At 47.4% G+C, this 15,114-nt stretch carries 13 protein-coding genes; 6 read left to right on the forward strand and 7 right to left on the reverse strand.

Going from position 1 to position 15,114, the window contains the following annotated elements; translation table 11 throughout:
* Positions 1–306 precede the first annotated feature (306 nt).
* The 6 genes from FW767_RS06925 (at position 307) to FW767_RS06945 (ending at position 3,346) form a co-directional block, all read left to right on the forward strand.
* Complete coding sequence (locus tag FW767_RS06925; RefSeq protein ID WP_121699975.1) at positions 307–546, forward strand: hypothetical protein; 240 nt, start codon at positions 307–309, stop codon at positions 544–546.
* 229 nt (positions 547–775) lie between these two features.
* Complete coding sequence (locus FW767_RS06930) at positions 776–1,093, forward strand: hypothetical protein (protein WP_121699974.1); 318 nt, start codon at positions 776–778, stop codon at positions 1,091–1,093.
* 5 nt (positions 1,094–1,098) lie between these two features.
* The gene (locus FW767_RS13130) at positions 1,099–1,248 is read left to right on the forward strand and encodes a hypothetical protein (protein WP_205523850.1); all 150 of its coding nucleotides are present in this window, start codon (positions 1,099–1,101) and stop codon (positions 1,246–1,248) included.
* A gap of 328 nt (positions 1,249–1,576) precedes the next feature.
* On the forward strand, positions 1,577–1,846 hold the full coding sequence (locus tag FW767_RS06935) for a hypothetical protein (RefSeq protein WP_121699973.1): 270 nt from the start codon (positions 1,577–1,579) through the stop codon (positions 1,844–1,846).
* A gap of 29 nt (positions 1,847–1,875) precedes the next feature.
* Positions 1,876–2,517, forward strand: coding sequence for a hypothetical protein (locus tag FW767_RS06940; protein WP_121699972.1), 642 nt, complete (start codon positions 1,876–1,878; stop codon positions 2,515–2,517).
* A gap of 4 nt (positions 2,518–2,521) precedes the next feature.
* Positions 2,522–3,346, forward strand: coding sequence for a hypothetical protein (locus tag FW767_RS06945; protein WP_121699971.1), 825 nt, complete (start codon positions 2,522–2,524; stop codon positions 3,344–3,346).
* Positions 3,347–4,125: 779 nt separating this feature from the next.
* Here FW767_RS06945 and rpoC read toward each other — a convergent pair.
* The 7 genes from rpoC to nusG all read right to left on the reverse strand — a co-directional run bounded on the left by rpoC (position 4,126) and on the right by nusG (position 15,099).
* On the reverse strand, positions 4,126–8,415 hold the full coding sequence (gene rpoC / locus FW767_RS06950) for a DNA-directed RNA polymerase subunit beta' (RefSeq protein ID WP_121699970.1): 4,290 nt from the start codon (positions 8,413–8,415) through the stop codon (positions 4,126–4,128).
* Positions 8,416–8,449: 34 nt separating this feature from the next.
* A complete protein-coding gene (gene rpoB / locus FW767_RS06955; RefSeq protein WP_121699969.1) occupies positions 8,450–12,262 on the reverse strand; it encodes a DNA-directed RNA polymerase subunit beta in 3,813 nt (1,270 codons plus the stop codon).
* 103 nt (positions 12,263–12,365) lie between these two features.
* The gene (gene rplL / locus FW767_RS06960; RefSeq protein WP_121699968.1) at positions 12,366–12,740 is read right to left on the reverse strand and encodes a 50S ribosomal protein L7/L12; all 375 of its coding nucleotides are present in this window, start codon (positions 12,738–12,740) and stop codon (positions 12,366–12,368) included.
* A gap of 37 nt (positions 12,741–12,777) precedes the next feature.
* Positions 12,778–13,305, reverse strand: a complete 528-nt coding sequence (gene rplJ / locus FW767_RS06965) for a 50S ribosomal protein L10 (RefSeq protein ID WP_121699967.1) — start codon at positions 13,303–13,305, stop codon at positions 12,778–12,780.
* A 20-nt stretch (positions 13,306–13,325) separates the two neighbouring features.
* Entirely contained in the window at positions 13,326–14,021 is a 696-nt protein-coding gene (gene rplA, locus FW767_RS06970) for a 50S ribosomal protein L1 (RefSeq protein WP_121699966.1), read from the reverse strand.
* Between the two features lie 15 nt (positions 14,022–14,036).
* A complete protein-coding gene (rplK, locus tag FW767_RS06975; RefSeq protein ID WP_121699965.1) occupies positions 14,037–14,480 on the reverse strand; it encodes a 50S ribosomal protein L11 in 444 nt (147 codons plus the stop codon).
* Positions 14,481–14,538: 58 nt separating this feature from the next.
* Positions 14,539–15,099 (reverse strand): transcription termination/antitermination protein NusG, encoded by a 561-nt coding sequence (gene nusG, locus FW767_RS06980; RefSeq protein WP_121699964.1) that lies wholly within the window; start codon positions 15,097–15,099, stop codon positions 14,539–14,541.
* Positions 15,100–15,114 lie beyond the last annotated feature (15 nt).

A 15,114-nucleotide genomic window follows, 5' to 3' on the forward strand; every position in this document is an offset into this window, starting at 1 on the left:
TAGAGAATTAAAAGGGTAAAATAAAATTGACCCCTAACACCAGGACTTTAAAGGGTCAATCATATTATGGCCAAGGTGGGTAAATTCTGTTTGGCCAAAAGGGTCAAAGTAGAGTGGCTTTTCCATACGGTTATGGAACGGAATTTACACCCTCATAAGGTTGACTGCGAGATAAACGATGGTGACGGTTTCGATGATTGCATACTGCGATATGTTGCCGATGGCAAAGAGATATGGAACTTGATATGCACTTGTTATGGCTATCACGGTCAATGGAAAATTGTTTAACCCTAATATGATATGACTATGTGGAAATATCACACGATGATGTACGCCGGCCGCTATCCGATTCAGTTCCGGCAGAACTTGGCCTGCGGCGAGATTGAGATGCGAATTGACAATGCGATGGCGCAAGCTAACGGCTTTGCCGACCTCAACGAGTTAAAGGCTCTCATAGCGGAGCATGACCCCTCAATGCCGGTTCCCGAATGGCTGCGAGTCGATGATTGGGATTCGCCTCTGCGGATGCCGTTCAACCTCAACTGACCTATGAAATGCAGGATTGCCGTGGTTACGGCTTCGGCAGTCCTGTTTTACCCATGCGGTCAAACATGACCCTCTCGCTAATCAATAGAATCATTGTCGAAAGTCAATATAAATCTGGGCGGCAAGCAATGTAATTGATTGAGGGTTAAGTTTGACACCGAAAATGATAGGTCAATAAACTCAACAAAATCAGACTACAACAACAATCAACAATTTTATTTTTAGACTTATGGCACGCAAGAAAACAGGAAAATCAGCTAAGAAAACACCGTGGGAAGTGGCGTGGGAGCTTCGCAAATACCCTGCACAACTGCCCGAAGCGAAGCATAAGAATATGACGAGAGCAGATGTGGTATTCGCCTTGATGATGTGGCTCGGAATGTCAAAAGTTGATGCCTACCTCACGGCATACCCGACCAATGCAAGCCGTGTCAGCGTGGCGGCTATGGCTACTCGCAAATCACAGGAAGATTGGATTGCTGACTACCTCGATGCTCTGTGGAAAGCGGAGTTGAATGGAGAAATTAAGTTTAACCCAATACCTTGATTATTATGAACAAAAAGACAAACGACAAACAGACAGAAACATTTGAATCAATCCGCGAAGAGATTGAGGCACTCACAAATGCAGTAAGAGAACTTATTATTCCCATCTGTGAAATATCCTCATCGCTCCACGAAATCAGCCAAAAGATGGATTGAAGGCTATGTAAGCGTATCAAGTTATGTTTTAGAACATAAGAACGTGCAAAACCAAGCGAAACACTTTGCCAATCGGCGAAATATGACTAAATTTGCGGTGCAGTCCTTCTTTGGGGTATTGCACCCTTACATATTAGCTCAATGCGCCTCTGAATCACCACCTCGGAATGTAACGAGCTAAACAATACACATTGAGAACGTGCCTTACGGCGCGGGCTTTCTCATAGTGTATTAAGGCTTGTGGTGAGCCAAGAGGCGTATGGCGAAAGTCTGCGCTTTTGTTTTATCGGCAAGTGCGCACAGTATTAACATATAATTCATTCTGACAATGGAAGAAGAACAGAAAACACCACTTACCGATTATTACTCCAAACCATATCAAGGTAAGCGATATAGAGAGAATAGCAGCGAATCATTCATAGTTCCTGCCGCTATCAAAATTATTGCGTGGCTTTCCTTGATAGTAGGAATACTTGGTCTTTTCAGTGATATTGAAAACGGCTCTTGGAAATATGGACTTGGTATAATAGCATTCTCTGTTTTCCTATTTGGCTTTACTGCCATTGTGAAGGCTGCCTATAAGTATCTTGATGAATAACCCAATTAACAACTAAAACCTATAACAAAATGGGCTGGATTATATTTTTGATACTCTTAATTCTCGCCATTATACTTGGCGTGAGACATCTTTCTAAAGAGGGCGACAAGATAATGGAGCAACAAAAGGCTCGCGAAGAAAGACAAAAACAAAGACGATTAGCCGCTTGCGAAGAATACGAAAAACAATTAGTCGAACTATCCTCTCGATTGGGAGAGTGTGCCATAAATGAGAATTTAGATGATTGGCGTGAATATAACATATCTTCAAGGGTGCTGATTTTTGAACAGTCAAGTGTTATAATAATCAAATCAAAAGAGTTCAAGTTCTCGGATATATTAGACTATTCATTGGTTGATGATGCCACGAGCGAAACAATCACAACATCAACGGGTACGGCAAAGACTTCTACAGGCAGCATGATAGGTCGTGCAGTTGTAGGCGGTGTACTTACGGGCGGATTGGGAGCAGTCGCAGGAGCGGCTACGGCAAAAAAGAATACCTCTGACAACGCTACAAGTCAAACCATAACAAAGCATAAATACACACTATATATCAACGTGAACAGCTTACAAGAGCCTACCATATCGTTACAGATAGGCGATAACGTTGCAAAGGCTCAAAAACTCGCAGGAATTATCAACGTAATTATTGAACGTAATAAAAACTAAAATCATGAAGAATATAATTGCAATAGCATTATTTGTCGTAGTCTTAAGTGCCTGTACTCAATCATCTCAAAATCCGTTGATAGGACAATGGGAGAGCAATGAAACTTTCGGAGAGGGAAAAGATACGGTTAACTCAAATTTAATCTTTGTTTTTGATGTTGATGGAACTGGATTTGCTGAATTCAAAATCCGAAGTGCATTTTTAGACCCGATATATCGTAAAATGAATTTCTCATACGAATTAGTTGGGGATTCTCTGCAACTGCAATATGTGGGACATGAAGAAAAACTTAATAGCAGAATAAGTGATATTACTGAAAGCAGCTTTGACTTGATTGGTTTTGATGGCGAGGGTCGGAAGTTACATTTTATAAAAAAAGGAGAAGTGCCAGCAAATGCAAAAGACCATAAAATTGCTAAAGATAACCCCAATAAAATATGGATTCTTACATTAGGGCAATCTCTTGATGCAGCAAAAGAAGTTCTTATTGCTAATAATTATGACTATACGGAAGATGAATATGGACTCAAAGGTTCACAAATGCTTAATTACATGGGTGTAGATTGGGATAGATTTTCTATTGCAAAAGACTCACATAACAATGTTAAGCGCATTCTTCTATATAAAGAAGTCTATCCATTATTAACAGAAGATGAAAAACAAAGCCTTGTAGCCTCAGTTGATGAAATATACGGAGAGCATAGATTAGACCAATCTTCTCACGCCAAATTTGGCAATAAGTTTTGGAGTTGGCAAAACGGAGAGTATCATGTGTCGTTTTCTTGTTTGGAAGATATAGGGCATCAAGAACTTGTGTTTGAAAAATAAAAAATTTTTCTGACTCGCACCCCTGCGCCAACGAGAGGGCGACCCGTTACCCCCGGCACCCCTTATGGGGCTGACCTCGACAATCATTCAGAAACTATAAGGCGAGGCTTCCGCATCTGTGGAGGCTTCGCTTCTTTTGATTGATTTCCCTGCGATTCTATGCGTCAAAGATGATGGGTAGTGTTGCGTTTGGCTACCCTTTGGCTACCCGACAAAATAAAAATAGCTGAAAACCATAGGGTTAACAGCTATTTGTGGTGCCCAGAACAATAACTTAACCTTAACACCTATTACACCAATAACAGTAATTAAAAACGCTAAATAACAATTTCTTACATTGCAAAGATAACTCAACGCATTCAAATATTCATTTCATTTTCACATAATATATAATTCAAACCGTACGATTGGTTCACAAGCATACCATATATATCATTCATTCATATACACCAAATCAATCTGCCCGAATCAACAGGTGGCTGTGTCAAAATCAACTGCCCCTTTTTGACTTAGGTCTATAACTGCATATAGATAATTTAATCGTCAAAAGGTATCAATAATTTTTTGATTAAACTATGTTCTGAATAAAATTCATATACAGATTTTTTGAAAGGGTCAAAGAACGGAAGGTGTATTTGCTTTCATAAGAAAATACATGCCGAGGCTTTTCTCAGACGCAAAGCCGACGGAAGATATGACAATATCATAGAACAAAAAAATAACGAGGGGCGATAATCATATGATTATCGCCCCTCGTTATTTATATGAGAAAATAGATTTTATCTTACCTCCTGATGTACGATATCCACAACATCGGGAGCGTCGAATACGGTATCTATGTCGTCTTTACCGGCTACAACGAGATTATTGTACTCGCGAAGACCAGTACCGGCAGGTATCAGATGACCGCAGATGACATTCTCTTTCATACCTTCGAGGGTGTCGACCTTGCCATTTATGGCTGCCTCGTTGAGGACCTTGGTGGTCTCTTGGAATGATGCGGCCGACATGAAGCTCGATGTCTGAAGAGCGGCACGGGTAATACCCTGCAGTATCTGTTCTGAAGTAGCAGGCACTGCATCGCGTACAACAACGACCTTGAGGTCGCGGCGCTTCAGAGCCGAATTCTCGTCACGGAGCTTGCGCGCCGTAATGATCTGACCGGGCTTAACGTTTTCGCTGTCGCCTGCGTCAACCACTACTTTCTTACCCCAGATACGATCATTCTCTTCCATGAACTCACGTTTGTCAACCACCTGCTGCTCAAGGAAACAGGTGTCGCCCGGATCAAGGATATTGACTTTACGCATCATCTGACGCACAATCACTTCAAAGTGCTTATCGTTGATCTTCACACCCTGCATGCGGTATACGTCCTGAACTTCGTTTACGATATATTCCTGCACGGCAGTGGGACCCATGATATTCAGGATGTCAGCCGGAGTGATGGCACCGTCAGACAAAGGAGTACCGGCACGTACATAGTCGTTTTCCTGAACAAGTATCTGCTTGGACAGGGGCACAAGGTACTTCTTGATTTCGCCAAGTTTGGAAGTTACCGAAATCTCACGGTTACCACGCTTAACCTTGCCGAACTTAACCTCACCGTCGATCTCCGATACGATAGCGGGATTAGACGGGTTACGGGCCTCGAACAACTCGGTAACACGGGGCAGACCACCGGTGATATCACCGGCATTACCAGCCGAACGCGGTATCTTGACAAATACCTCACCGGGCTTAACTTCTGCTCCATCCTCAACCATCAGGTGAGCTCCCACAGGAAGCGCATAGGTCTTTAGAACCTGACCGTTGGCATCAAGTATATTGGCTTCAGGCACGCGGGTACGATCTTTAGACTCGATGATAATCTTGTCTTCAAGACCTGTCTGCTCGTCGTAGTCCACGCGATAAGTGATATTGTCGATAAGGTTCTGGAAGCTTATCTTACCGCCTACTTCCGATATGATGACCGCATTGAAGGGGTCCCATTCGCATATCACATCACCTTTGGTAACGGTAGCTCCATTGCTGAAATAGAGCTTGGAACCGTAAGGTATGTTGGCGTTAGTAAGCATCATCTTGGTATTCGGATCGATAATGCGCATTTCGGCAAGACGACCGATGACAACCTCCACTGGCTTACCGTTAGGAGCGACCTCATCAGTGGTTACGGTACGAAGTTCCTCGATTTCGAGAGTACCCTCGTAGCGTGAAGTGATGGTAGATACGGCAGCGATATTGGATGCCACACCACCGACGTGGAACGTACGGAGTGTAAGCTGAGTACCCGGCTCACCGATTGACTGCGCGGCGATGACACCGACAGCCTCGCCCTTCTGCACAAGGCGGTTGTTGGAGAGATTGCGGCCATAGCACTTGGCGCATACGCCTTTCTTAGATTCACAAGTGAGTACCGAACGTATCTCAACCGACTCGATAGGCGATTCATTGATGCGGTTGGCAGCAACCTCGTCAATCTCCTCGCCGGAAGCCACTATAAGCTCACCGCTAATGGGGTCGATAATATCGTGGACGGATACACGACCGAGTATACGCTCAGCCAGTGAAGCCACAACTTCCTCGTTGTTTTTAATCTCCGTGCATACAAGTCCGCGCAGAGTACCGCAGTCCACCTCATTGATGATAACGTCATGGGCGACGTCAACAAGGCGACGGGTAAGATAACCCGCGTCGGCAGTCTTCAATGCAGTATCGGCAAGACCCTTACGGGCACCGTGGGTAGAGATGAAGTACTCAAGCACCGAAAGGCCCTCCTTAAAGTTGGCCAAAATCGGGTTCTCGATGATCTGACCGCCTTCGGCACCTGCTTTCTGGGGCTTGGCCATAAGACCACGCATACCGGCCAACTGACGAATCTGGTCTTTAGAACCACGGGCACCGGAGTCAAGCATCATAAATACAGAGTTGAAGCCTTGGTTAGCGGCAGTCATCTGCTTCATGAGCGTATCGGTAAGACGCGAGTTAACATGCGTCCATATATCGATTATCTGGTTGTAACGCTCGTTGTTGGTGATGAAACCCATAGCATAGTTGTTCATCACTTCCTGAACCTGCTCGTTACCTTCGGCAACCAACTGCTCTTTCTCGGCAGGGATAAGCACATCACCGAGGTTGAACGAAAGTCCGCCGCGGAATGCCATGTAATAACCGAGGTTCTTGATATCATCAAGGAACTGAGCCGAACGGGTGACACCGCAAGTGTTGATAACCTTACCGATGATGTCGCGCAAAGATTTCTTGGAAAGAATCTGATTGACATAGCCAATCTCCTTGGGCACATACTGATTGACAAGCACACGGCCTACCGAAGTATTATCTACAAGGTGCTTTATCGGATTGCCGTCCTCGTCAACGTCATCAACCATCACCGATACGGGAGCATGCAGGGTAACACGGCCTTCATTGTAGGCAATCTGCGCCTCTTCCGGACCGTAGAACTTCAGGCCCTCTCCCTTATCGCCCTTGCGGAGCTTGGTGATGTAGTAAAGACCGAGCACCATATCCTGCGAAGGCACGGTGATAGGCGCACCGTTGGCAGGATTAAGGATGTTGTGAGCACCGAGCATAAGCATCTGTGCTTCGAGAATGGCCTCGTTGCCAAGAGGGAGGTGCACAGCCATCTGGTCGCCGTCGAAGTCGGCGTTGAATGCCGTACATGCGAGCGGGTGAAGCTGGATAGCCTTTCCTTCAATCATCTTGGGCTGGAATGCCTGAATACCGAGACGGTGGAGTGTCGGGGCACGGTTAAGAAGCACAGGATGGCCTTTCATAACGTGTTCAAGAATGTCCCATACCACCGGTTCCTTGCGGTCAACGATCTTCTTTGCAGACTTCACGGTCTTTACAATGCCTCGTTCGATAAGTTTACGGATAACAAACGGCTTGTAAAGCTCGGCAGCCATATTTTTGGGGATACCGCACTCGTGCATCTTCAACTCGGGACCAACGACGATAACCGAACGAGCGGAATAGTCGACACGCTTACCGAGAAGGTTCTGACGGAAACGTCCCTGCTTACCCTTGAGCGAGTCAGAGAGCGACTTCAGCGGGCGATTGGCCTCGGTCTTGACAGCCGAAGACTTGCGCGAGTTGTCGAGCAATGAATCGACTGCTTCCTGAAGCATACGCTTCTCATTGCGCAATATCACTTCGGGAGCCTTGATTTCGATAAGACGTTTAAGACGGTTGTTACGTATGATGACACGACGGTATAGGTCGTTCAGGTCGGAAGTGGCGAAGCGTCCGCCGTCAAGCGGCACGAGAGGACGAAGTTCAGGCGGTATCACGGGCACAGCCTGAAGTATCATCCATTCAGGCTTGTTGCGGTGCTTGGACGCACGGAACGACTCCACAATCTGAAGACGCTTGAGGGCCTCGGTCTTACGCTGCTGCGAGCCGTCGGTGTTGGCACGGTGCCTCAATTCGTAAGACAAAGAGTCGAGGTCCAGACGGGTGAGCAGGTCGTAGACCGCTTCGGCACCCATCTTGGCTATGAATTTATTGGGATCGGTATCTTCGAGCAACTGATTTTCTTTCGGAAGCTTGTCGAGGATATCGAAGTACTCTTCTTCGGTAAGAAGGTCGAGTTCCTGAACATCTTCGGCAGCACCGGGCTGTATAACTACATAACGCTCGTAGTAGATGACGGCATCAAGTTTCTTGGAGGGGAGTCCGAGAAGATAACCAATCTTGTTGGGCAATGAACGGAAATACCAGATGTGGGCCACGGGCACAACGAGTTTGATGTGTCCCATGCGTTCGCGGCGCACCTTCTTTTCAGTCACCATCACACCGCAACGGTCGCACACGATGCCTTTGTAACGGATGCGCTTGTACTTGCCGCAATGACATTCGTAATCCTTGACAGGACCGAAAATCTTCTCGCAGAAGAGGCCGTCGCGTTCAGGCTTGTAAGTGCGGTAGTTGATAGTCTCAGGCTTAAGTACCTCACCGCTCGACTTCTCGAGGATTTCCTCGGGCGAAGCAAGCCCGATGGAAATCTTTGAGAAACCGGATTTTGATTTATTGTCTTTTCTAAAAGCCATATTTTGTATAGTCCTTTCTTACAAATGAAAACTGTTACTGCTCTAAGTTGATGCTCAGACCGAGACCGCGCAATTCATGCAGAAGCACGTTGAGCGACTCCGGTATACCGGCAGGCGGCATGGGCTCGCCCTTGACGATAGCTTCATAGGCCTTGCTGCGACCGGTGACATCATCACTCTTGATGGTAAGAATCTCCTGAAGGATATGAGATGCGCCGAAAGCTTCAAGCGCCCAAACCTCCATCTCTCCGAAACGCTGACCGCCGAACTGAGCCTTACCTCCGAGAGGCTGCTGAGTAATAAGAGAGTACGGACCGATGCTACGTGCGTGCATCTTGTCCTCGACCATGTGACCGAGCTTAAGCATGTAGATAATACCTACTGTAGCAGGCTGGTCGAAACGCTCACCGGTGCCGCCGTCGTAAAGATATGTCTTACCGTAACGGGGCAGACCGGCCTTATCGGTCCATTCATTGAGGTCATCAAGGCTTGCACCGTCGAAGATAGGAGTAGCGAACTTATCGCCGAGTATTGCTCCCGACCAGCCGAGAACGGTCTCGAATATCTGACCGAGGTTCATACGCGAAGGCACACCCAACGGGTTAAGCACGATGTCGACCGGAGTACCGTCGGCAAGGAAAGGCATATCCTCCTGACGCACGATACGCGACACGATACCCTTGTTACCGTGACGTCCGGCCATCTTGTCGCCCACACTTATCTTACGCTTCTTGGCTATGTATACCTTGGCCATCTGCATGATACCGGAGGGAAGCTCATCACCTATTGAGATATCGAACTTCTTGCGACGCAAATCGGCATCTATCTCCTTTGACTTGCGAAGATAGTTAACAATCGTAGCGCGAATAAGGTCATTTTTATGAGCGTCATTGGTCCACTTGGACAGATTGACGGTATCATAATTGATGCCTTTAAGAGCGGCGGGGGTAAACTTGGCACCCTTGGCTATGATATCGGCGCCGAGGAAATCCTTGACACCCTGCGAAGTCTTGCCTTCGGTAAGCACCATGAGTTTGTCCACGAGCACATCCATGAGCTCGGCCTGCTTTGTTTCGTACTCCTCATCGAGTTTCGGAAGCTGCGCATTTGCGCTCTTGGTCTTTTTCTTTTTGGCAGCACGCGAGAAGAGGTTTGTGCCAATCACGACACCTTTCAGTGAAGGAGTGGCTTTAAGCGAAGCATCCTTCACATCGCCGGCCTTGTCACCGAATATAGCGCGAAGCAGTTTCTCCTCCGGGGTAGGATCAGACTCGCCCTTAGGCGTAATCTTACCTATCATTATATCGCCGGGCTCTACATGAGCTCCGACACGTATTATACCACGCTCGTCAAGGTCCTTGGTGGCATCCTCGCTTACGTTGGGGATATCGCTTGTGAGTTCCTCCATACCGCGCTTGGTCTCGCGTACTTCGAGTGAATACTCATCGACATGCACCGAAGTGAGTATATCCTCACGCACCACGCGCTCGTTGAGCACGATGGCGTCCTCGTAGTTGTAACCCTTCCAAGGCATGAACGCCACTTTGAGGTTACGTCCGAGAGCAAGCTCGCCATTTTCGGTCGAATATCCTTCAGTAAGGATCTGACCGGCAGTAACACGCTGACCCTTCTCACATATAGGACGCAGGTCGATGGTAGTGCTCTGGTTAGTCTTCCGGAACTTGGGTATATGATATTCTTTTACAGAATCTTCAAATGCTACAAACTCCTCATCCTCGGTACGGTCGTAGCGTATGCGGATAACAGTAGCGTCGACAAATTCGATAACACCGTCGCCCTCGGCTGTAATCTGCGTACGAGAGTCGCGGATAAGCTGTCCTTCGAGGCCGGTGCCGACAATCGGCGCCTCGCTGCGCAACAGAGGTACTGCCTGACGCATCATGTTGGAGCCCATCAACGCACGGTTGGCGTCGTCATGCTCAAGGAACGGGATGAGCGATGCGGCTATAGATGCAATCTGCGTAGGCGACACATCCATAAGATTGACCTCGCCGGGAGCCACAATGGGGAAGTCGGCGTCAAGACGCGCTTTCACACGGTCGCGTACAAATGTACCGTCGGGGTTAAGCGGAGCGTTGCCCTGCGCGATAACCTGTCCCTCCTCCACCTCGGCAGTCAAATATACGACTTCGTCGTTGTTGATGTTGACCTTGGCGTCATCGACCTTGCGGTAAGGAGTCTCGATGAATCCGAGGTCGTTGATCTTGGCATAGACGCACAATGACGATATAAGACCGATGTTAGGACCTTCAGGAGTCTCGATAGGACAAAGACGTCCGTAGTGGGTATAGTGCACGTCGCGCACCTCAAAACCGGCACGCTCACGCGACAGACCGCCGGGACCGAGGGCCGACATACGACGCTTGTGAGTCATCTCGGCCAAGGGGTTGGTCTGGTCCATGAACTGTGACAGGGCATTGGTGCCGAAGAATGTATTGATCACCGACGATATGGTCTTGGCATTGATCAAGTCGATGGGAGTGAAGTCCTCGTTGTCGCGGACGTTCATACGCTCGCGTATAGTACGTGACATACGTGCCAAGCCGACACCGAACTGATTGTATAGCTGCTCGCCCACTGTACGCACGCGGCGATTGCTCAGGTGGTCGATATCATCGACATCGGTCTTGGAGTTGATAAGTTCGATCAGATACTTGATAATGGCAATAATGTCCTCTTTTGTGAGAACCTTGACATCCATCGAAGTGCCCAGACCGAGCTTCTTGTTGATGCGGTAACGGCCTACCTCGCCGAGGTCATAACGCTTCTCCGAGAAGAAAAGGTTGGTTATGACTTCGCGGGCCGAAGCATCATCCGGCGGCTCCGCGTTGCGCAGCTGCCTGTATATATATTGTATAGCCTCCTTTTCGGAGTTACTGGTATCTTTCTGCAGAGTGTTGAATATGATCGAGTAATCGCTTGTGTTGGCGTCCTCTTTGTGCAAAAGAATAGTCTGCGCCCCAGACTCGATTATCTCATCTATATGCTCCTCTTCAAGCACGGTCTCACGGTCGATAACCACTTGGTTACGCTCAATCGACACAACCTCGCCGGTATCCTCATCGACGAAGTCCTCCACCCATGTTTTGAGCACACGGGCGGCAAGCTTGCGTCCCACAGCTTTTTTAAGATTGGTCTTGTTGACCTTGATCTCCTCGGCAAGGCCGAAAATCTCGATAATGTCCTTATCGCTTTCAAGACCAATAGCACGAAGCAATGTGGTGACGGGAAGTTTTTTCTTGCGGTCAATGTATGCATACATGACATTGTTGATGTCAGTAGCAAACTCTATCCAAGAACCACGGAACGGTATGATACGTGCCGAGTACAGCTTGGTGCCGTTGGCATGTGTACTTTGTCCGAAGAATACACCGGGCGAACGGTGCAACTGGGATACAACAACACGCTCGGCTCCGTTAATCACAAAGGTGCCTTGCGCAGTCATATAAGGAATCGGGCCAAGGTATACGTCCTGAATCTTCGGGGCGAAATCCTCGTGATCAGGGTCAGTACAATAAAGTTTCAACTTGGCTTTTAGGGGAACGCTGTAAGTAAGACCTCGTTCCAGACACTCCTCGATAGTGTAGCGCGGAGGGTCTATATAATAATCGAGGAATTCGAGCACATAGTTGTTGCGGGTGTCCACGATAGGGAAGTTCTCTGCAAACACTTTGTACAAGCCCTCATTGTTTCTTTTTTCAGGAGGTGTGTCCAGCTGCAGAAAGTCCTGAAACGACTTCAGCTGTACCTCGAGGAAATCAGGGTAAGGAAGCGGGTTCTTTACCGAGGCAAAATTTACACGTGGTTTTGTTAAAGAGACTGACATTTAGAAAAAACGTTAAGAGAAACTCAACTTAAATTATAGCACAAAAAGGTTAAGAATCACTGTTATATGATTCTTAACCTATCTACCTGATTAACAGGCAATATTATTTAAGTTCAACTTCAGCGCCAGCTTCTTCCAACTGCTTTTTGAGTCCTTCGGCGTCAGCCTTGGCGAGACCTTCCTTAACTGTGCTGGGAGCACCGTCAACAAGTTCCTTAGCTTCCTTCAAGCCAAGACCTGTGAGTTCCTTAACGAGCTTAACGACTGCAAGCTTGCTTGCGCCGGCTGATTTAAGGATAACGTCGAAAGAAGACTTCTCTTCAGCGGCGGGTGCACCTGCTGCAGGACCGGCTGCTACAGCAACAGCTGCGGCTGCGGGCTCAATGCCGTACTCGTCCTTAAGGATTTGAGCAAGTTCGTTTACTTCTTTTACTGAGAGGTTAACTAATTGTTCTGCAAAAGCTTTTAAATCTGCCATTTTTGTATGATTTAATTGAGTTATTTTTCTGTTTTAATTATTCTTTGTTGGAGAGTGTCTCGAGGATGCCGTGGAGCTTAGTGCCACCGGAAGTAAGAGCGGAAACCACATTCTTGGCGGGCGACTGGAGAAGAGCGATAACATCGGCGATGAGCTCGTTCTTGCTCTTGATGCTTGCGAGAGTGTCGAGCTGATCTGCGCCGACATATACAGTCTCTTCAACATAAGCAGCCTTCAGGCGGGGAAGTGCGGCGTCCTTGTTTTTCTTCAGGACATCCTTGATAAGTTTGGCGGGAGCATTTCCAACATTTGAAAACATGACGGATGTAGCACCTTCCAAGCAGGGATATAGTTCGGAATAATCTCCTTCAATCTTCTCAAGAGCTTTGTGAAGAAGAGTATTTTTAACTACGAGGAGCTTTATATCGGCTGCATTACACGCACGACGCAGGTCACTTGTCTTCTCGGCGTTAAGACCGGCGGTCTCTACCAGATAGAAGCAAGAGTACTGTTTAAGCGTGTCAGCGATTTTATCTATAATAATTGCTTTATCTTCCTTTCTCATTTTACGTAGTCATTAAAGGGTTAAGCATCGATTGACTTAGAGTCAACCTTGATACCGGGACTCATAGTGCTCGAAAGATAAATACTCTTAATATAGGTGCCTTTAGCTGTAGCGGGCTTAAGCTTGATCAAGGTGTTGATAAACTCGCGGGCATTGTCTTTCATCTGCTCGGGAGTAAACGATACCTTACCTATCGACGAGTGAACAATACCGTTCTTGTCGACCTTGAAGTCTATCTTACCTTTTTTAACCTCCTCAACGGCCTTGGCCACATCGTTGGTCACTGTACCGCTCTTGGGGTTAGGCATCAATCCGCGCGGACCGAGTATACGGCCGAGAGCACCGATTTTACCCATGATAGCCGGCTGAGTGATAATCACGTCAACATCGGTCCATCCACCCTTTATCTTTTCGATATACTCGTCAAGACCGACATAGTCGGCTCCGGCAGCCTTGGCGGCAGACTCGGCATCGGGATTACAGAGCACAAGCACTGTAGTCTGTTTGCCGGTACCGTGAGGAAGAGTAACGACACCACGCACCATTTGATTAGCTTTACGGGGATCTACGCCGAGACGTACATCGATATCAAGCGAAGCGTCAAATTTAGTATAGGTTACTTCCTTTACTTTTTCGGCCGCTTCAGCCAAAGTGTAAGCCTTCCCAGCTTCAATCTTCTGTAAAGCCAACTTTTGATTTTTAGTAAGTTTACCCATGTCAATTGAAGTTTATTAGTTATTTTCAGGGAAAGCTCCCTTTACGGTGATACCCATGCTTCTGGCCGTACCGGCAACCATGCGCATTGCCGACTCCACAGTAAAACAGTTCAAATCGGGCATTTTGTCCTCAGCAATTACCTTTACCTGATCCCAAGTGATTTCGGCTACCTTCTTACGGTTAGGCTCGGCTGAACCGCTTTTGAGTTTAGCCACCTCAAGAAGCTGTATAGCTACCGGAGGAGTCTTTACAATGAAGTCAAAGCTCTTGTCGGTGTAATAAGTGATTACGACCGGAAGCACCTTGCCTGCCTTGTCTTGGGTACGGGCATTGAATTGCTTGCAAAACTCCATGATGTTGATGCCCTTAGAACCCAGCGCGGGACCTACTGGCGGCGATGGATTTGCTGCTCCACCTTTAATCTGCAATTTGATCTGTCCAGCAATTTCTTTAGCCATTTCTTAATACAAATTTTGTTGGGTTAAACGTCGGAATAGACAAAACAGTCCGTAACAACTATTTCGCCAATTCTCGCTCTACTTGCGAAGCCTCCAATTCGAGAGGTGTACTGCGGCCGAATATCTTCACTTCCACTTTCAGTTTGCGCTTCTCCGGGTCGAGATCCACGATCTCGCCGTTGAAGCCGCTGAAAGGTCCGAAAGTGACCTTGACATGCTCGCCGACAAGGAAGTCGCCGAAACCGTCATCATTCGCCTCATTGATCTCGTCGGCAGCGCCTAACATACGCATGACCTCGCTCTGACGGAGGGGTTCCGGCGCGCTGCCTTTACCTCTTCCACCGAGAAAGTCAATAACGTTAGTCGTGTTGCGAAGTTCATGCATTACCTCGCCTTGGAGATCAGCCTCAATAAACACATAACCGGAATAGAGGTTGCGTTCTTTCACAACCCTCTTCCCGTTACGGGTAGTCACTACTTTCTCAGTCGGAATCAACACTTGCGATACGTAGTTGCCTAAGTCGGTATTCTTGATTGCAGCATCGAGAAGTTCCTTAACCTTAGCCTCCTTTCCTGATATGGCACGAAGCACATACCATTCTTTCTTTCTTTCAGCCATTGCGCACTACGTATT

The sequence above is a fragment of the Heminiphilus faecis genome, assembly GCF_008728965.1.
Lineage (GTDB): Bacteria > Bacteroidota > Bacteroidia > Bacteroidales > Muribaculaceae > Muribaculum > Muribaculum faecis.

Coding starts and splice junctions, on each gene's coding strand:
- FW767_RS06940 (WP_121699972.1), top strand. CDS start 1,876: ATGGGCTGGATTATATTTTTGATACTCTTAATTCTCGCCATTATACTT.
- rpoB (WP_121699969.1), bottom strand. CDS start 12,262: ATGTCAGTCTCTTTAACAAAACCACGTGTAAATTTTGCCTCGGTAAAG.
- FW767_RS06945 (WP_121699971.1), top strand. CDS start 2,522: ATGAAGAATATAATTGCAATAGCATTATTTGTCGTAGTCTTAAGTGCC.
- rplA (WP_121699966.1), bottom strand. CDS start 14,021: ATGGGTAAACTTACTAAAAATCAAAAGTTGGCTTTACAGAAGATTGAA.
- nusG (WP_121699964.1), bottom strand. CDS start 15,099: ATGGCTGAAAGAAAGAAAGAATGGTATGTGCTTCGTGCCATATCAGGA.
- FW767_RS06925 (WP_121699975.1), top strand. CDS start 307: ATGTGGAAATATCACACGATGATGTACGCCGGCCGCTATCCGATTCAG.
- FW767_RS13130 (WP_205523850.1), top strand. CDS start 1,099: ATGAACAAAAAGACAAACGACAAACAGACAGAAACATTTGAATCAATC.
- FW767_RS06935 (WP_121699973.1), top strand. CDS start 1,577: ATGGAAGAAGAACAGAAAACACCACTTACCGATTATTACTCCAAACCA.
- FW767_RS06930 (WP_121699974.1), top strand. CDS start 776: ATGGCACGCAAGAAAACAGGAAAATCAGCTAAGAAAACACCGTGGGAA.
- rplL (WP_121699968.1), bottom strand. CDS start 12,740: ATGGCAGATTTAAAAGCTTTTGCAGAACAATTAGTTAACCTCTCAGTA.
- rplJ (WP_121699967.1), bottom strand. CDS start 13,305: ATGAGAAAGGAAGATAAAGCAATTATTATAGATAAAATCGCTGACACG.
- rplK (WP_121699965.1), bottom strand. CDS start 14,480: ATGGCTAAAGAAATTGCTGGACAGATCAAATTGCAGATTAAAGGTGGA.
- rpoC (WP_121699970.1), bottom strand. CDS start 8,415: ATGGCTTTTAGAAAAGACAATAAATCAAAATCCGGTTTCTCAAAGATT.